Annotated in this window: 17 protein-coding genes; 8 read left to right on the top strand and 9 right to left on the bottom strand. The window is 50.5% G+C overall.

Annotation, left to right across the window (positions count from 1 at the left end; translation table 11 throughout):
- Positions 1-73: 73 nt before the first annotated feature.
- Positions 74-820 (bottom strand): uracil-DNA glycosylase family protein, encoded by a 747-nt coding sequence (locus PKO01S_RS18405; protein ID WP_127532903.1) that lies wholly within the window; start codon positions 818-820, stop codon positions 74-76.
- A gap of 224 nt (positions 821-1,044) precedes the next feature.
- Here PKO01S_RS18405 and PKO01S_RS18400 point away from each other — a divergent pair, with 224 nt between their 5' ends.
- The 4 genes from PKO01S_RS18400 (at position 1,045) to fabI (ending at position 3,704) form a co-directional block, all read left to right on the top strand.
- Complete coding sequence (locus PKO01S_RS18400; protein ID WP_127532902.1) at positions 1,045-1,623, top strand: Hcp family type VI secretion system effector; 579 nt, start codon at positions 1,045-1,047, stop codon at positions 1,621-1,623.
- A gap of 13 nt (positions 1,624-1,636) precedes the next feature.
- Positions 1,637-1,807, top strand: coding sequence for a hypothetical protein (locus PKO01S_RS28880; RefSeq protein WP_164779664.1), 171 nt, complete (start codon positions 1,637-1,639; stop codon positions 1,805-1,807).
- A gap of 16 nt (positions 1,808-1,823) precedes the next feature.
- Positions 1,824-2,678: a type VI secretion system tube protein Hcp gene (locus tag PKO01S_RS18395; RefSeq protein WP_164779663.1), complete on the top strand. Its 855-nt coding sequence runs from the start codon at positions 1,824-1,826 to the stop codon at positions 2,676-2,678.
- Positions 2,679-2,924: 246 nt separating this feature from the next.
- A complete protein-coding gene (gene fabI / locus PKO01S_RS18390) occupies positions 2,925-3,704 on the top strand; it encodes an enoyl-ACP reductase FabI (RefSeq protein ID WP_127532900.1) in 780 nt (259 codons plus the stop codon).
- An 88-nt stretch (positions 3,705-3,792) separates the two neighbouring features.
- On the opposite strand, the gene PKO01S_RS18385 is transcribed toward fabI, so the two are convergent.
- Positions 3,793-4,149 (bottom strand): GIY-YIG nuclease family protein, encoded by a 357-nt coding sequence (locus PKO01S_RS18385; protein WP_174818591.1) that lies wholly within the window; start codon positions 4,147-4,149, stop codon positions 3,793-3,795.
- 307 nt (positions 4,150-4,456) lie between these two features.
- Entirely contained in the window at positions 4,457-9,526 is a 5,070-nt protein-coding gene (locus PKO01S_RS18380; RefSeq protein ID WP_127532899.1) for an S-layer homology domain-containing protein, read from the bottom strand.
- A 216-nt stretch (positions 9,527-9,742) separates the two neighbouring features.
- On the opposite strand from PKO01S_RS18380, the gene PKO01S_RS18375 reads away from it, so the two are divergent.
- Positions 9,743-10,582: an aminoglycoside phosphotransferase family protein gene (locus PKO01S_RS18375; protein ID WP_127532898.1), complete on the top strand. Its 840-nt coding sequence runs from the start codon at positions 9,743-9,745 to the stop codon at positions 10,580-10,582.
- Between the two features lie 89 nt (positions 10,583-10,671).
- Here the strand turns inward: PKO01S_RS18375 and PKO01S_RS18370 are convergent, their stop codons facing one another.
- Together PKO01S_RS18370 and PKO01S_RS18365 are read right to left on the bottom strand one after the other, a co-directional pair.
- Positions 10,672-11,529: a class II fructose-bisphosphate aldolase gene (locus PKO01S_RS18370; protein ID WP_127532897.1), complete on the bottom strand. Its 858-nt coding sequence runs from the start codon at positions 11,527-11,529 to the stop codon at positions 10,672-10,674.
- 311 nt (positions 11,530-11,840) lie between these two features.
- On the bottom strand, positions 11,841-12,380 hold the full coding sequence (locus PKO01S_RS18365; protein ID WP_127532896.1) for an NADPH-dependent FMN reductase: 540 nt from the start codon (positions 12,378-12,380) through the stop codon (positions 11,841-11,843).
- A 308-nt stretch (positions 12,381-12,688) separates the two neighbouring features.
- On the opposite strand from PKO01S_RS18365, the gene PKO01S_RS18360 reads away from it, so the two are divergent.
- Positions 12,689-13,477, top strand: a complete 789-nt coding sequence (locus PKO01S_RS18360; RefSeq protein ID WP_127532895.1) for a class I SAM-dependent methyltransferase — start codon at positions 12,689-12,691, stop codon at positions 13,475-13,477.
- Positions 13,478-13,543: 66 nt separating this feature from the next.
- Here the strand turns inward: PKO01S_RS18360 and PKO01S_RS18355 are convergent, their stop codons facing one another.
- On the bottom strand, positions 13,544-14,329 hold the full coding sequence (locus PKO01S_RS18355) for an inositol monophosphatase family protein (RefSeq protein WP_127532894.1): 786 nt from the start codon (positions 14,327-14,329) through the stop codon (positions 13,544-13,546).
- A 120-nt stretch (positions 14,330-14,449) separates the two neighbouring features.
- Entirely contained in the window at positions 14,450-14,665 is a 216-nt protein-coding gene (locus PKO01S_RS18350) for a YwbE family protein (protein ID WP_127532918.1), read from the bottom strand.
- A 238-nt stretch (positions 14,666-14,903) separates the two neighbouring features.
- Between PKO01S_RS18350 and PKO01S_RS29805 the strand changes: the two genes are divergently transcribed.
- The gene (locus PKO01S_RS29805) at positions 14,904-15,257 is read left to right on the top strand and encodes an XdhC family protein (protein WP_127532893.1); all 354 of its coding nucleotides are present in this window, start codon (positions 14,904-14,906) and stop codon (positions 15,255-15,257) included.
- A 45-nt stretch (positions 15,258-15,302) separates the two neighbouring features.
- On the opposite strand, the gene PKO01S_RS18340 is transcribed toward PKO01S_RS29805, so the two are convergent.
- Both PKO01S_RS18340 and PKO01S_RS18335 read right to left on the bottom strand, forming a co-directional pair.
- Positions 15,303-16,616, bottom strand: coding sequence for an ABC transporter substrate-binding protein (locus PKO01S_RS18340; protein WP_127532892.1), 1,314 nt, complete (start codon positions 16,614-16,616; stop codon positions 15,303-15,305).
- On the bottom strand, positions 16,582-17,835 hold the full coding sequence (locus tag PKO01S_RS18335; protein ID WP_127532891.1) for an ABC transporter substrate-binding protein: 1,254 nt from the start codon (positions 17,833-17,835) through the stop codon (positions 16,582-16,584). The genes PKO01S_RS18340 and PKO01S_RS18335 overlap by 35 nt, the downstream gene beginning before the upstream one ends.
- A 109-nt stretch (positions 17,836-17,944) precedes the next feature.
- Here PKO01S_RS18335 and PKO01S_RS18330 point away from each other — a divergent pair, with 109 nt between their 5' ends.
- On the top strand, positions 17,945-18,340 hold the full coding sequence (locus tag PKO01S_RS18330) for a hypothetical protein (RefSeq protein WP_127532890.1): 396 nt from the start codon (positions 17,945-17,947) through the stop codon (positions 18,338-18,340).
- The last annotated feature ends 5 nt before the right edge of the window (positions 18,341-18,345 follow it).

The raw sequence follows: 18,345 nt of genomic DNA, 5'->3' as shown, positions 1-18,345 counted from the left end.
TTCGATCCATCCCCCCTGACAGAGCGATACGTAGATACATAAAAAGCCCAAGCAAAGCTGCCTGGGCCTTTCATTATAGAGATATAAAGTAAGCATTTAGCCGTTCTTTCATCGTCTCATAGTGTTCGGCGAATTGACGGTGCCGATGACCGTTCGCTCCGGAAGGATGCGGGAATCCCCACAAACAACGCTCCTCTTCCAGCTTCTCCTCCTGCGCGAACTGCCGCAGCACATTCTCCACGCTTACGCCGAGCGGTATGATCAGCGCTTCTCTCATATAGTCCAGCTGTTCCTCCACCGTCAAGCGGGCCTCCCGCTTCAGGAGCGGATGAGCCAACAGCGATGGCTGCGTTCCGTTATAGTTCCGTTGATTGACGAACACCGGATACCTCAGCACCGACGTCGTATGAAGCAGTGTCTGCCCGGAGTCGAACAGCTCGCCGCATGAAGCCAGCTGCAGCTTGCGGTTCAACCCCAGCTCGTCTAGCATGCCGGTCAAATGGCTTCGCATCGGGCCAGCGAACCTTGCCGCCTCCTTCGCCCGCCGGCACACCTCCTCATCGCCCAGTCCCTCCGCAAGACATGTGCGCGCTTCTCCAATCGCGATCTCCATCTGCGACCAGCCGGGCGTCAGACCGACGATCACGACCTTCGCGCCGGGATTCGCATATTCATTGTGCGGGGCATAGTACATCTCCACCTTCCCGCTGCGCTCCATCAACAGCGGTTCAACCAGCAGCTCTTCCTTCGTCAGCGGACGATGAAGAGGAAGCGCAAGAATCGCCTCTCTGAACCGGTCCAAGTTATTCGTAATGAGCATGTCCGCTCCTCCGATGCTATGGCATACTTTTGTTCAATCCGCCTCAAGCGCTCCATTATAAACGATGATAGCGATACGCCGTACCGTTTGCAAACCTGCAGTCATCAATTGCACGCCATGCCCTTTGGATCAATATTTCGTACGGCACTACTAGCGGATCCAACTTAAATATGATAGATTTGATACGAAATGTATCATAACCATTATCCAAGGAGCTGATTTTCTTGTTCAATCGCAGCAAGATGAAGTTCATGTTCGTCATGGTTTCCCTCTTCACTCTTCTTTGTGCATGGCCGTTAGCCGCGTCTGCAGCTTCTGGAGCAAGTCACCCTCCGATTCTATTGAAACTCGATGGGATCAAAGGCGAATCACAGGACGCTCAATATCGGGATGCAATTGAAATTAACAGCTTTTCATTCGGTGTCACCAACCCGGCGCAGATTACGAAAGGCGGCGGCAGCAGCAGCGGCAAGGCGACGTATTCCGATATCCAGCTGACGAAATTTTTGGACAGCGCATCTCTTGATTTATTAAAGAATGCCGCAACAGGAAAGTCTATCAAGAACGGTACGCTCTACTTCTTCAAGAACGGCCAAGACAAGCCTTATCTGACGATTCAACTGAGTGGTATCCTTGTCACTTCCCAGCAGCAATCCGTCGCCGCAGATGGAGAACGGATGCAAGAGTCGGTCAGTTTGACGGCTTCCAAAATGACATTGATCTATACGCTAATCGGACCAGATGGAAAAGAAACGTCGCAGACGATTGAAATCGACCTCGTCAAAAATACGGTTACCGGATAAAGGAGGAGCCTTCATGAAAGATGGGGCAATGAAGCTCCGATTGAAGACTGCTGGCAAGAAGACATGGACAGCGCCGCACCTCGCCATGCTCGAGATTAGAGCTACAGCAGCGGACGAGCCGCTCTGGGAATTTGCTTCCGAGGGAGAGTTCTGGAAGAGGCAGCTGCTGCTGGCAGAAAGCTGAGAAGGAGTCGATCGGATTGTCGAGATTTGGTTACCGGAACCTGCTGGCAGCCTTGGTTGCAGCCTTGCTGCTGCTAATTATTCAGCCCGTTTCCTCCCATGCCGCTCCCAGCGGCGAAGCCGCAACGTTCCTGAAATTATCCGGAATAACGGGAAGTTATTCGGACGAGCCATATAAAGGCGCCATCGAGGTGTTATCTTACTCGTTCAGCTCCGTGAGCAGTTCTAGCGTTATCAAAGGCGGGTATAGTCCATCCAAGCCCGACTACTCCGACATCACGATAACGAAGCAAGTGGACAATGCTTCCCTTGCCCTGCTGTCAGCCGCCGCGAAGGGCAAGGTTATACCGCACGGCTATCTCTATTTCGTTAGTCCGAATAACGACCGTAACGAGCCGTATATGATCGTTCACTTCACCAATTTACTCGTTACTGGCTATCAGGTCAGTACAGATCAACACGATGCTGCGGAAGTCGTCACCCTTCACGCCGATACCATTTTGTTCAAGTACATGCTGTACGACTCGAAGGGTAATCCGAAGACCGATTCATTCGCCATCGGCCATTCAGCCGACACGAATGTCACAACCCAATACCATTTTGATCCTCTGTACGCCACAACAGTGAAAGGCGACCGTTATATCGAAGGATTTCGCGTATCCCTTCAATCAGCCGCAACGGGCAGCTCGATCGATTCGACCCGGTACCGGATTAATGGCGGCAACTGGACGACTTACAGCGGTCCCTTCGACATCTATGCCGCAACAACGCACAAGGTCGAATATTACAGCACCGATAAGAATGGCAACATCGAAACCGTGAATGTCATGAACTTCGACAAAGGGACATTCATTGGCAACGGCAATTACTGACTGCCGAATCTCCGCCTACTCTCCTCCTTACGCCAAAACCATAATAAGCGTCCTGCAGGACGCTTATTTCTCATTCTCCCCTTTCGCGTCTCTCACGTATGTATACCGTCAGCTTCAAGTTGTCATCCTATCTCTCATAGAAGGCGGACTCGCATAGGATCTGATTTTAAATTAGTACCTGGTATTAAGATCTTGTGCTATACTTACCCCATGAACTTGAATTGAACGACTGGAGGTCAACACGCTATGACCGGATTATTAGCTGGACAGAACATGGTCGTCATGGGCGTCGCGAATGAACGAAGCATTGCCTGGGGAATCGCGAAGTCGCTGCACAAGGCGGGCGCCAACCTCATTTTCACTTACCGCAAAGAACGTTCCTATCAGAAGCTGACGCAGCTGCTTGCTGCTAACGAGATCAAGCCGCTGTTGTGCGTATCATGCGACGTGGCCGACGATGCGAGCATTGAAGCGGCTTTCGCGGAAATCAAGTCCCATGTGCCTGTGATTCACGGACTGGCGCACTCGGTTGCTTTCGCCGAGAAAGACGATCTGCAAGGCGATTACGTCGATACAACCCGCGAAGGCTTCCGTCTCGCACACGATATTAGCGCCTATTCGCTCGTGTCCGTAGCAAGAGCATGCAAACCGCTGATGACAGATGGCGGAAGCATTGTTACGCAGTCCTATCTCGGCGCAGAGCGCGTCGTGAACAACTACAACGTGATGGGGGTCGCCAAGGCGGCGCTGGAAGCGAGCGTCCGGTACCTGGCCGACGATCTCGGGCCGCACCGGATCCGGGTCAACGCGATCTCGTCCGGACCGATCCGCACGCTGTCGGCCAAAGGCGGCGTGTCCGGCTTCACCGACCTGTTCTCTACGATTCAGAACAAAGCTCCGCTCCGCAAAAATGTCGATCAAGATGAGGTCGGCGATGCAACGATGTTCCTGCTGAGTCCGCTATCTCGCGGTATTACCGGCGAAGTGCTGCACGTCGACTCCGGCTATCACATTTTGGGGTACTAAGCTGCCTCGGATCTGGTCCGCTAAGCACAAAAAGGCTGTCCCGCCGCCATACGGCGCGGAACAGCCTTTTCAAGTTTCGAAGGTGGGGTTATTTGAAGAACGCCTTGTCCACGTTGTACTTCGCCCTATACTTGTTCACGATATAGGTTTCGTAGATGTCGCGCTCTACTGCATCCTCGTTAATATAAATCTCGATTGTCGCCACTTCTTCGCGGTGGTTCTTCATTTCCGATACGTTGTCCTCAAAATGCTTCTTAATCCGCGGCCGCAGCTTTCTAGCCTTACCGACGAACAGCAGCTCGTTCCGGTCGTTGTAGAACATGAAGAAACCGCCCTTATCCCGTGCAATCAAATGAAAATCGGTAAAACCATAAATATGGCTCATCTGCGGGTTATCCTGTTTCGTAATGGTTACGTCCGGAGACGGCATCGTGATCTGAATCACGAGCGTTCACTTCCTTTATCGTTGAATGGTTGTCATTCTCTATATCCTAACATAACATGCCGGCCACGAATATCATTCTTCCTGTTCAAGTCGATATTCATTCCATTAAAAGGGATTTATATTCAAGCAACCGGAACCAAATCAAACAGGACCAGCATACGCCGGCCCTGTTCATCGTAACTATAACTGTTGTTCTATAAAGTCGTGTATATACGGTAGATCAGTGCGGCAGCCTCCGCTTTGGTCGTTTACTGCTTGGGCTTGAAGGTGCCGTCTGCATACCCGTTAATTAGGGTTTGCTGCTTCATCAGAGCGACGCCATCCTGTGCCATGCGGCAATATCGGTACCGTCCTTGAAGATGCTGATCAACTGCTTGCTGTCGCCCGCCGGATGCAATCCGTTGAAGGCGAGCAGCGTACGCGACAGAATCGTTGCGATCTCTTGCCGCGTAATCGGCGCCTTAGGCGCGAACGAGTCCGCGGACTTGCCCTGAATAATGCCGTATTGGTAGGCTGCCGCAATCTCGTCATAGTACGGGTTATCGGCCGCCACGTCCTTGAAGTCGGCCTTCAGTCCTGTACCGTCCAGTCCGTAAGCGCGAACGATCCATGCGGCGAACTGCTCACGGGTTACCTTCGCACTCGGGTTGAATGAGCTTTCCGCATCCAGGATACCCTTGTTCAGCAGCCTATTCACGGGTCCCGCCGCCCAGTTGTTCGCAGGAATATCTGTGAACTGGAGACTCGGCTTCATCACCGTATATTTGCTGAAGTGACCCCGGTTCACTCGAATGGTCTTGGATACGGGATCGTAAACACCGCCGACAGGCTCCCATGACACCGTCTTCTCATTCAGGATGTACACCGTTAAGTTCGCCAGGTCCTCTTCTGTATATTTCGAAGTATCGATCGACGAGACATCGAAGGTGACCTGAATCGGTTGGCTGAATGATTCGATCTTCTTGCCGCCGATGCTTGCGCTCAAATCCATAACCGGAACCTTAGCCAACTTCTCTGCCGATGCAGGAGCAGCGGCCGTCATCTGGTCCGCCATCTCTGCTGCGAGATGGATCGTCTGTCCGCCGGCTGCTTGGCCGAACGTGTTCGGCCCGATCGTGAAGCCGACATCGTTGAACGACAGCTTCAGTCCGGACAACCCGCTGTCTTGAATCGCCTTAATAATGTCCGAAGGCATATCGACAGACAGCTTCGCCGCTTGATTGTCCTTCTTCGGAATATGGATCGTGACGACGGTATTGATAGATGCTGCCTTATCCTCCCCGACAACCGCTGTTATCTCCTTCACTATGCCGTCCAATGCCGTTCTCGCCAAACCTAGTTGCCTTTCTACAAAGGAAGCATCGAGTACCGCTGCTAACACGTTGCCCTCAACCTTCACGCCGGCCGCATCCAATGTAATTGTTGCTGCTTTCTCTGCCGCTTTCTTGCCGAGGCCGACGAGTGCATCCTGCAAGCTGCCGATGAGAGTTGGATCAGCGCCTTTCAGTTGCTGGAGCACCAAGCCCGTATCCTTCATAATTGACTTGATGAGCGCTGCCGCTGTGATACTGCTTGCCATATGCTCAAACGCATATTGCGTATCGTTTACGAGTTGGACGAGCGCCTTAGCAACTTTCTCCTTCTCCCGCTCATCCTTCATTGATCCTAATAGCTTGGCCGTCATTCCAATTGATGCGGACACGTCTTCGATGGACTGTTCTGCCGCTTCGCTATCCTTCGTATCCTTCAATGCAGAGCTTGCCGTGCCGAGCAGCTTGGCCGCTTTATCGGCGGATTCGTTGTCGAGCACATTGCCTGATAAGAGATCGTTCAACCCCTTGGTCACATCGCTTATCGATGGGGAACCCTTCTGGCCTGCCGGGACTATCCCGCCAATCGGCATCGCCGGCGGATTAGGGTTAATTGGCGCACTGCCGCCTTCCCCGCTGCCCGGGTCAGTTGTTCCTGGCGTTTCTTCGCTCTTCACAACCGTAAAAGTCCGATTCAGCGTATACGTCTTGCCGTCAAACGTTAAGCTTGCCTCAACGGTATACTCTCCGGCTTCAGCATAAAGGAAGCCTGACATCCCTCCATAGAAACTGCCGCTTTGAATCTCTTCGCCTTTGCTGTTCTTCAAGACGTAGCTTCCTGCCGAATTGGAGTCAAGTATCTCGCCAGCAACGATATTGAATACATACTTCCGAAACCGGTAGATGCTCACTTCGTCTCCTTCGCTATTGATCATTCCCCATCTGACCGTTGAATTCGACGGGGACACCGTCACTTCCCCGCTCTCGTTCATACCGATAATGCCGAGCCCCTGTGCAGGCGACGGATTAATCATCGTAACCTGGCCTGCTGAGAGCTCGTCCTTGCCTAAGCTCACTTGATATTGATACACCATGTTGCCGTCTCGCCCTGTCACCGATACAATAATGTTGCCCGGGGTAACATAAGCCCGTTGTCTGTCTCCGTCGTTATAAATACCGAAATCGGCATTATGGCCGGTATAATAATTAATATAATTAATGACATTATTCCCGTTCGTTTTCAGCTCGGCGAGCGTGCCGGTACCGCTTGGGATATTCAACGTATAAGTATCCGCGTCAATGTTAACATCCTCTAGATAGTAGGCCCCTCCCCCATTCGGACGGATAACCATCATATCGTAACGGCCCGAAGCCGCGTAAAAGCGGTTCGTGCCATCCGGATTATAGCTCATCAAATTCGGCATGTAGTACGGAGATTCCAGACCTGCACGCTGAGCATAAATCTGAGAAATTTCCCCGGGAGCCTCCACGCTCGAAACATGCTGTCTGGCATCGAGCGTAACGCTATAATCACCTCCTGCTTCTGTCGTCACAGAACCCACCAAATAATAACCGAGCCCATATCTGGAATCGCTGCCGTAATAGCCCGGAGGGCGTAAATAATCGAGGTCGACGACCGACGGAGCCGGTACGACCATATAATCGACTGTCTCGGAAGCAATTAAGTTATCCGACTGAATCGACACCGTCCCGTCGGCACTCTTAACCGTTGCATGGATAGAAGCGTTCTGCATCGGCGCACCGCCTGGCCACTGCAGGCCGGGTTTGTCTTCCGCCCGGTCAAGTCCGGAGATGCGAATTACAGCTTGGCGAGCAGGATCGATAATGGGCAGCCGCATCGTTTGACTGCTATATCCCTCTTTCGTAAACGATAATTCGGTATTCCATTCCAAAGGCGATTCAAATGCGGCTACACCGCTGGCATCGGACACTACCGAGCCAATCATCGAACCATTCACCGTTGATACTTGCACTCCCTCTATCGGGTTGCCGATCTGCCCGGCGCCATGCTCGCGAACCGTGAACGAAAGCTGTTTCGCCTGCTCGATCGTCAAGTAAGGCTTATTCGCCAAGTCTACCCGTTGTCCCGATGCGTCTCGAATTTCGATGTCCATCTGATGCTGAGGCAGTACCGTAAACGAAGTAGCAGCGACGGTTACAGGTTGATTTTTGCTCGGATCTTGTTTGAACGTAATCGTATATGCACCTGGCTCATCCGGCGAATAATCGAAGCTAAACATCTGTTTCAGTTTGCCTGTCAGTTCAGCTAAATCCGAATACACATACAGGTTGTCCATCACGACCTGGCCATCCTTCTCTACAGTTGCCAATACTGGCGAGCCCATATCGACTGAATTGGACAATCCGTCTGTGAAGTCCAAAGAAACCTTAAGGGTATCACCCAGCGTGAACGAAGACTGCGGTGTCGTAACACCGCTGTACTTCGATGAGCGAGACATCACCGTAACCTCCGCATCAACAGCCCGTCCAGAATGGAACGTGTAGCGGTCCTCACTCGGCGTAAGCTGGTCTGCGATAATCGCCTCATTATCAGCGTTGTCAATAATCGCGTTCACCTTATAGACCGGCTTGTTCTTCTCTACGAACAGCTGCTGGCCTGAATCCAATTGAGCGCTCGACTCGAAATAATTATTATTCCGTTCATCCATATAGCCAACCTTGACTACAGATTGATAATTACGATGATAATCGGTCGTTATGTCTAGTGCAGAGAATGCACCGTCTTCCAAAGCCCCGCCAAATGTCCGGCTGTCGTCTGCTGCTGTTAAAGTTTGATGAACAATCGCTTTATCGCCTGTCGGCAGCGCCAGCGTCACTATAACATCGCAGCTTTGGCCTGCGGGCATATAAATGGTTTGAACCCCATCGAGCATCCAATCCATTGTAGTGTTCGATCGAATCGTATGGTTCGAGACTGCTGCGTCTGCCGCGAACGCGCGAACAACGCTGACCGGCTGGCCGTTCCAAGTATACTCCGGTTTCAACTGGCTATAATTCGACGCATTCAGCATGACGGTCGAATGCTTCAGTCCTGCGGCAGCCGTCAATTCCTCCGCGGAGGCACTGTACATGTACAAATCTCCGGTTCCGCTTGCCCGCAGCGTCTTGCGCAAGTTGCCCCAACCATAATTCGTAGTCCAAATGTCTACGCCGCTTACGCTATAGACCTCCGAAATGCCAATGCCATCATACTCGATCTGCGAATAGCTTCCTGCAGACAGCACCCTTCCGTTCTTGTCCAAGTACCGCATCTCCGCATAATGTGCTCCAGGAGCAATCAGATCCTCATAATAAATCGTCCCCACCGCGTAAGTCGGCGAATCCTCATCAACCGACAAGATCACAACTTCATCATGAGAATACCCAAGCGGATTGCTGCTGTTGCTGTTCAGCTCAAGCTGACCGTTAGAGTCCGTTACGGCATGCCCTTCATCCCCCCGCCGATTCCATCGAATTCGGATGTCCTTATTCTTCACGGGCATGTTATATTCGTTAAGGACCGTTACTTTAATGGATGCATCGTCCGAACGAACCGTACCGTCCATAGCGACAACGGCTGTCGTCTCGTCTTTCTTGATATGCTCTACTTTGAACGTGTAGCTTGGCGCCACGATTTGAACGGGCTGCACCTGCTCGCGCAGACTGCCGTCCGCTCCCTGGTAAGCCGCCTTCAGGGTATACGCTGCCCCGGGCACCAAATGACCGAAGCTAAGGGCATCCACCGCAACCGCATACACCGAATCGGTTACCGTGTGGCCGGCGGCAGCCACATTACGAACGATCGGTTGCCCCACTGCTTGTTGAGCGGCATCTGCCAGCGTAAATGTAATCCCGCTGCCGATCATCGAATCGAAGTCATTCTGAGCGACATCGATCACCGCATTCAATTCTACGTTCATCGTCGTACCGTCATCCGAGACCGACACGATGCTGACGGAGCTTGCCGTCGCTGTGAAAGCGCTTCCCGAAGCAAGCAACAACGTGAACAGCCAAACGATACTGCGTTTCATTAGTCGATTACGCAAATTTTGCACACTCCATTATGGACAGAATAGTCACAACGGGATTATTATACATTAATATCCAAATATATTCCCCTAAATTTCACGTAAAATCCATTTAAGTTTATCCCTCATTGCCGCTCGGCTGAGTACCGCTATTTCAAGTGAATTCAATCCAGTACAATATAGTCGATCAATGATAGGTTTACAGAGCATAGAACGCGGGGGGATAAAAATAACATGAACTCGTTATCGATTCTCGATCTCGTCAACCGGCAGCAGCATGCACACTATCGAATGATATCCAAGTTTGAGAATGGCGTACAAGGCGCCTTCACGATACAAGACGATACGGGGAAGGAGTTCGTGCTCAAGTGGGCAGACAAGCCAGAGCTAACAGCAAGAATCGGCGAGGCGCTTCGATATACGGAACTTCTTCACTCCCAAGGATACCCGCTGCCCCGCTACGTCCATATCGGCAGCGCACTGAACGGCAGGTACTCGGTGCAGGAGAAGCTGCCAGGTTCGCTATGCGACCCCAAGGAACTTCCGAAGCTGCTGCCGCGCATATTGGAGCTTAATGAATTGCAGAGAGGAAAGGCTGTGCCCGGCGGCAGTTGGCCAGAGCCGATCGTGCAGGCGGTGCTGCAGGGCGGGACGGAATTTTGCCGGCATGAGCCCCTCCTTCAGCATTCCTCTGCCACGGCCGAGTTGCTAGACCTGCTGAAGCGGACCGCTTCTGCTTACGAGCAATACGAGTACGCGGCGAATGACATCGTCCATTTCGACTTTCATCACCAGAACCTGCTCGTTCAGGAGGGAGAACTAAGCGGAGTCGTCGACTGGCAGTTCCCCCTCGCGGGCGACCGCACATTCGATCTGCTGACGCTGATGCTGTACACCGAGCCCGATTCAGAAGTATGGAACCGGTTATGGGAGGTGTCGCGGCAGCGGATTGGGCGAGGGACCGCCTCGATCTATCTCAGCTACCTGCTGCTTCGGCAAGCGAACTGGTGCATCGACCATTGGCCGGCTTGGCTGGATCATTGGTATAAGGTGGCGAAGAAGGTACTGACGTAACCCCTCCTCCCATTCGCGGTTCCAACATAAAAAGGGTTAGACCCTGCTGCCGGAAGCAGCGTGGTCTAACCCTTCTCTATAGAAGCTTATTAAGCTTTGTTCGACGAACCGAACTCGCGCATTTTGCCAGCAACCGTAGCTTTGATTGCGTCGCGGCCTGGAGCCAGGAATTTACGCGGATCGTAAACTTCCAGGTCTTTCGTCAGGATTTCGCGAGCGATTTTCGTGAATGCGATTTGGTTCTCCGTGTTTACGTTGATTTTAGCCGTGCCACGAGCAATCGCCTTCTGGATGTGCTCCGTAGGGATACCCGTGCCGCCGTGCAATACGAGTGGAAGGCTGATCGTCTGGCAGATCTCTTCCATTTCTTTGAAGCCCAGTTTAGGCTCGCCTTTGTAAGGACCGTGAACCGAACCGAGTGCTGGTGCGAGGCAGTCGATACCCGTACGATCTACGAGTTCTTTGCACTCTTTAGGGTCAGCATAGATAACGCCGTCAGCAACAACGTCGTCCTCTTGGCCGCCAACCGTGCCGAGCTCTGCTTCTACCGAAATGCCGCGAGCGTGAGCGTATTCAACGACTTTCTTCGTCGTCTCAACGTTCTCTTCGAACGGGTGGTGCGAAGCGTCGATCATTACGGACGTGAAGCCAGCGTCGATCGCAGCTTTACATTTCTCGAAGCTCGAACCGTGATCGAGGTGGATTGCAACTGGAACCGTGATTTTCATTTCTTCGATCAGCGATTTAACGATAGACGTTACGACCGTGAAGCCGCCCATATAACGAGCTGCGCCTTCAGAAACGCCCAGGATAACCGGCGATTTCTCTTCTTCAGCTGCAGCAAGAATTGCTTGCGTCCATTCCAGGTTGTTGATGTTGAATTGACCAACAGCGTAACCTTCTTTGAGACCTTTGTTAAGCATGTCCTTCATTGATTCCAATGCCATTGTTGTAAATCCTCCTTCAAAATAATTACGGTTTAATGACTAGACTTTTCTAATCATACCCAATTCGGCCGCAGTTTAAAATTGCGTTCTTAAATGCAGCATCCTTGGCACGAACGGAATGGGGATTGCCTCGACCTCGTTCACGTTCTTCTTATATTTCTACATGTTATCACAATTTGTGTGATAAAACTACCAATAGACAAAGTCGCAGCGCTTACATTTGCGCTGTTTCAGCAGACATTTTCAGACAAGAAGAAAAGACGCCTATTCGGCGTCCTTCCTCATTTCCTCTATCCTTGCCAGACTATTGTCTATTGTCTCAGCGTCTTCAAAGCGCCGCTCCAAGCGATCACTTGGTCGAGCATGCCGTTCACGTTCGTCAGATGCAGATCAGCCGGCTTGAACACGCCGTTGTCGAAATCAGTGAACAGAGACAGCGCCGGATGTACGCGAACGTCCGCAACGGACAGCTCGCCGAGAATGCCGCGCAGATGCTCAGCCGCACGCGCGCCGCCAACGGAGCCGTAGCTGACGATGCCCGCTGCTTTATCGTTCCAAGCTTCGCGAGCGAAGTCGAGCGCATTCTTCAGTGCTGCCGTGATGCTGTGGTTGTACTCTTGCACGATGAAGACGAAGCCGTCGAGGCCCGCCAGCTTCGTGTTCCAAGCCGTTGCCTGAGCCGTTGCATCCTCTTCGCCGAACATTGGGAGCTTATATTCCGCAATATCCACGATCTCATAGTTTGCGTCGCCGCGTTGGTCAGCTACACTTTTAACCCACTCGCCTACTTGAGGGCTTACGCGGCCTTGACGAGTGCTTCCGAGAATAATACCGATGTTCAATTTGGACATGACTGTCCCTCCTTATGGGATTGAGTTTATAATAATTATCTTACCTGTCTGTCTGCCAAAATATTCATGCCGTGCTTCTCTATCGTATCGGCTTCTTTCACTAAAATCAATAGCTACTTACAAAATGTTATTAATTTTTGATTAAATGCATCTGCCCTCCCAGTCTCGCCTCTTCTGCTATTGCGCAATTGGAAATATTTTGATATGTTCTAAGAGCTGAATCTAGTACTTTAGTACTAAAGTCACAGAAATTCCGTCATCAAGGAGGGACGATTTATGTTCTCAACGAAGGTCCGGAGCATCCGCTTATGCTGAATTCGATGATCCGATCGGCGAAGGAATCTTTGAAAGCCCGTCAGGCTTCCGGAGGCCCAATCGTCAAGCTTGCCGTCACCGCCTTAGTTCTGCCCTGGAAAACGGCTCTTGCCGTGAAAAATATCATCTTCAACTCCAACTATCGTTCGATTGTGCGCCTCCTGTTGTTCAGCTCCCGCAAGGTGCACCAGACGTCGTCCTTCACTTCCATGGACCGTTACCCGGTCATCTTCTCAGCTAGCCGCGACTACTTCCAAGACAAGCAAGAGCTCAACATTCTGTCCTACGGATGCTCAACTGGCGAAGAGGTTCTGACGCTTCGACAATATTTCCCTAATGCGCGAATCATAGGGACCGACATTAATAAACACAGCTTAGCCCAGTGCCGCAGGCTTCCGGTCGACGGCCGCATGGACTTCATCTACTCTTCTCCCGACGAAATACGCAAGCATGGTCCGTTCGACGCCATATTCTGCATGGCTGTCCTCCAGCGCAGACCTCACCGCGTCGCCGCCAACAAGACAGCAAGCCTCGCCGCCATTTATCCATTCGAACGGTTCGAGGAGACGGTCGCCATGCTCGATTCGCTGATGAATCCGAATGGCCTGCTCATCATTCACTTTACGCAGTATTCCCTGATGGACACGAAGGTCGCTTCCGGGTACGACATTTTGGGCGACTACGACCAGTACGATTATCTGTCTCCGACATTCGATGTGAACAGCCAGGTCATACCGGGCCGCAAACCGTTGAACTCCATTTTCATCAAAAAATCGCCCTGACAAAAGGGAGCAGCAGGCAGTCGATAGCATGCCCGTTGCTCCCTTTTTTCATCCTTAGAAAATGCGCTATTCGCTGTACGGAATAACAGGAATCTCGGCGGATACGATTGCCTTGAGATAGTCGTAGTTTTCCTTCGTATTGGTGCAAATAATCGGAATCGGCCGATGGAATACGGTCCGTTCATACTCGATCGTACCCACGAAACCGCCAGCTTCGCGGATAATGATCTCTGCTCCTGCGAAGTCCCATGCGAACAGGCGCATTTCGAAATAAAGCTCGGCTCTGCCGCAAGCAAGATAGACAAGCTCCAGCGCTGCCGTACCGAGACGGCGAATATCATCGCAGCGCTCGTACACTTTCTCGATAATATTCAAGCAAGGCTTCGCAAAGTCTTTGTTATACAAGCTTAACGCCGTGCAGAAGACGGAGTGCTCCACATCGCGGTCCGATACCCGAATCGGTTCGCCGTTTAGGAACGCCCCCTTGCCCTTCTCCGCATAGAACATTTCGTCGCGGTATGGATTATAGACGACGCCAAGAATGGCTTCGCCGCCATGAACGAGCCCGACCGAGATGGCGCTAAGGCCCATATCGCGGATAAAATTCGCCGTGCCGTCGACCGGATCGACGATCCACAAGTAAGGACGCTCGTAATCGCTGTCCTCGCTCTCTTCCCCGATGAAGCCGCAGCCGTCGATAAGCGGAATAAGCCTCTGCTTCAAGAACGCTTCCACCGCCAGATCGACGGACGTCACGTTGTTCGACGCCGTTCCTTTGTTCTGCACCTCGAAATTTTTATCCCCGAATAATCGGCCCGCTTCACGTACGATGTCAATAACTTGATTAATCATCGCCTGCCCCGCCCTCTTTATCGATATACGATTCCCGACCTCATTATAGGTCAAGTCGGCCCGATTCGTCTGTTTTTATTTTCCAAATGCGGTGCCATACCGTTAAGCGCGGCCAGCAGTTCAGTCGTCTTCGCCCGTGCCGATAATCCGGCTTACCCGGCCGACCTGACCGTCCTGCAGCCGCACTTTAATGCCATGCGGATGCTGCGGCGAATTCGTCAGCAAATCCTTCACGATGCCCCGCGTCGTTTTGCCCGTCCGCTGATCCTGCTTCAGTATGATGTCGACCTCAAGACCCGGCTTGACGTCGCTTCTTAATTTCCCGTTGCCTGCCATACCCATCCGCTCCTGTTCTGTTACATGGACTTGCAAGTCGATTGCCATCCCTATCCTTCACGTATTCTAAATCATCCGGTCTGATAAATCCAAACGTGCGGCACTCATTGGACAAGTGCGTTCCCGATGCGATGGTTTAGAATATATACCTTCTGTATAAAGCGGTCCGCCAGAGCCCAGACGTTTTATGCCGCGTATGCGATACATGCCATTCTGTCCGAAAGGAAGTGGGCAGCGATTGGATACTGTCGGAAAAGCCGCGGACCGCCTGGAGATGGTGCATCACGCATCCTGCCTGTACACCAACGCATTTCCTTCGGGCGCGAACGTGTTCGTCATGACGCACCGGTTCCGGCTTCTTCAGCCCGATCCGGTCCCCGCCCGAATCCATTCTCCTGTCGGGCTCGGTATTGGTGCTGAAGGCCCGGACGAAATCAGCGTCAGCATCGTGTCGGAGCTCATCCGGGTCCGAAGCAGCAAGCAATGGCCGCCAACTGTATGCAATTCGCCTCCCTATCGAATAAGCCGGTACGATTCAGGCAGCAATCACTGCTTTATCGCACCGGCTTATTTTGCCGCAACCGAGATTTAAGTTTCCATTCTGAAGCCGCCATTCACATGCAGCATTGAACAGGTATTATTTCGCCTTTAGCGCTTGTAGAAGTGTATTGCCGTAACTCTCAACCTCCATCAATCCGCTTCGAGAGTCAATCTCCCCCCTTATGATATCCCCCATTCTGCTGGTTAGTTCGGGGAAGAAACTTTGAATAAAATCTTCCGGCATACTTTGCAGACGATCATGCTGCTCATTAATATTTATATTCGCACTAAGCGTATACATGAAATTTAGCGGGTTCGAAGACTCTCTGTAGTCAGTTGATGTTGCTACGGCTGTTGGGAGAAGTGAGGTTGATGCTCTGCTATTCGCTGCGATCGCAGGATCACTCATTATAAATTCAATGATGCTGGCTGCTGCTTCTCCGTTAACGCTATTCTTGTTAACCGCAATTAACTTGGCCAAGTCGATCGGTATTTTCGAGTGGTCACTCGCCGGCAACGGCACCACCCCCCATTCGAATGGAACCTTCATACTTACCAACTGTTCATACAGACCCACTTGAGCAATTGTCATCGCTGCCGATCCGCTAATAAAATCGTTGTCAGAGGCTGAAGCAGCCTTATTAACGACTCCATCCATATACATAGATTTAACCGTCTCGGCTAGCTTAGTCCAACCGTCGGTATTCATTGTAAGGTGAGTCTTGTCTTTATTTAAATAGGATAGTCCATCGGATAACCCCATTTTGACAAACAACACAGAAGGGTCCATGCTTGCCGTATATAATCCCAACACATCCGTATTGGTAAAACGCCGCGCAGTATTAGAAAAATCCGCCCAACTCATAGAACCGTCAGGTACCGGGATACTAAATTGCTCAAATAGCTTTTTATTGTAAAACAACGCCTCTGAACTAAATACTTCCGCAACGCTGTTAAAATCCCCATCCCCATAATAGCCTAATAAGTCCCGGACACCCTGCGGCATATTCTCAAGGACAGAAGAGTCAAGAAGAGCCTTGAGCGGCATAAGAGCGTTAGTTTCTTGCAAGATCTGTTGTTGATATTGCGTTAGAAACAATAGGTCCGGCTGCTCTTTCTCGACTAAATCCGTTAACGATTCTTTTACGGGTCGGTCGCTGTTGTATATTGGATCGGAAGAGATAACTTTGAACTTAATATTGGGATACTGCATGTTGATATAATTTCCATAATCCTGATAAAAGCTCCGCGAATCATCGTATAATACAGAAAGGCTGATTGTATCATCCTCGATTTTTGGGTCTTTCCGTGCAAAGCTGCATCCTGACAGCCATATACCCGATACGAATAAAATCAGAATGACTCCCAATATCCTTTTATTTATTAGTCTGATTATTGCCGAACTCCTCAATTAATTGCAGCCCCTCTCTCAATCCGACCTCATCCAGCACCATCCTCTTCATCGTTTCTGCCATGTATTTCTGAAAGTCCCCCGACATAGAGAAAATACGTTCTTCATTCTCTGTTATAAATGTATCTGCATCTCGGGTATACAAGAAGTGCAGCGGATGATTGGCATCCGTATTGTAAGAAAAAGACAACGCCGAAGGCAGTAAGTTGGTTGTATGGTTAATAATATCCGCCATCTGATCACTTAACAAAAACCGAATAAATCTCACCGCTTCTGCTTCGTGCTGACTCTTGGAATTGATGGCGACCAAACCTTCCGGTTGAATTTCAATTTTAGTCTGATCCGCGCCTGGAAGAGGAAGCACTCCCCATTCGAATGGTAAGTTAGCCGCTTCCAATTGTGTATAATATGAACTATCGCCAACCATTATCGCGGCTTTCCCTTGTAAGAATAAATCTGAGGAATCAGCGGAGTCCCAGTCATTGATGACTCCCTCTCTATATAATTCTTTAACCATGCCCGCAATGTTCGCCCAACTGTCCGTATTAAGCGTAACCTTATGGCTTTGTGGACTTATATACGCAAGACCTTCAGACTGCCCAATCTGAGTTAATAGTGCGCTTGGATCCGAATAACTCAAATAAAGCCCTAAGGAATCAGTATTGACAAACCGACGAATTAGTTGTAAGAACTCCTGCCAGTTTGTCGATTCAATAGGCAATGTGATCCCCTGCTCGGCAAACACCCTTTTATTGTAAAACAACACCTGTGAGATGAAGGATGTTGGAATACTATATATCTCCCCCTCTCCCAAATGCTCCATTAGCTGCTTGACGCCTGGATGTATCTCGGAAAGCGTATCTTTCCCAATCACATTGCTAAGAGAGACAAGCCCATTGCTATCCTGCAGCATTCGAATCATAAAAAACGGCATACCTACAAACACATCAGGCTGCTCCGCGGCAACAAGCTGCAAGAGGCTCTCTTGCAAATCCTCATCCCCAAAAATCTGATTGATAGGAATAACCTGAAATTCTACATTAGGAAACCTCGCTTTCACATAATTTCCGTAGTTCGTCATAAATGATTGCTCATCAGCAGCCATAACTTTTAACTTATAACTCTTATCTTTCTCAAAGTCGTCCCCTCCGTCTCTACTGCTGCAGCTAATCAGTATGAGGCAAACTATCAGAGCAAGCATCACCAACTTCAACTTCAATTTTACCACCCCTTAACTTTTATAGTAATTTCTTTACAATTTAATCTTCTTTTGTATATAATACGTTATGGCAGGCTCAATTGTAAATAATATAGAGATGAGGGAAATAATGAAAATTAAATCTTTGATTTCGGCTGGCTTAATTTTAACTCTTTTTGCTGCACCTGCATTCGCGTTGCCAACCAATGGTGGATGGACCACTAGCGGTCAGAGTCAATACTGGGTCAGCGGTAATATAACGACAACGAATGGCGACAAAGATAAGGTCACAGCATCTACGCACTCCGATGTATCTGGATACATTACACTGAACACCGTTCTCCACTATACGTTAGCAGTCGGTGGCTCAGATACGATAAGCGAATACAAATACCTTAATATGTCAAAAGACATATCAGGTACCTTGACTGCGCCTAACGCTTATGGTAGCTCCGCCAATGGCGGCCACGGGTTTACGAGTTCGGTCTATGGCTCTTGGTTCGGTGGAACTGACGCAAGCTTCTAAACTTT

The organism is Paenibacillus kobensis NBRC 15729, from assembly GCF_004000825.1.
Taxonomy (GTDB): Bacteria; Bacillota; Bacilli; order Paenibacillales; family Paenibacillaceae; genus Paenibacillus_T; species Paenibacillus_T kobensis.
This window is presented reverse-complemented; position numbering and strand designations above follow the sequence as displayed.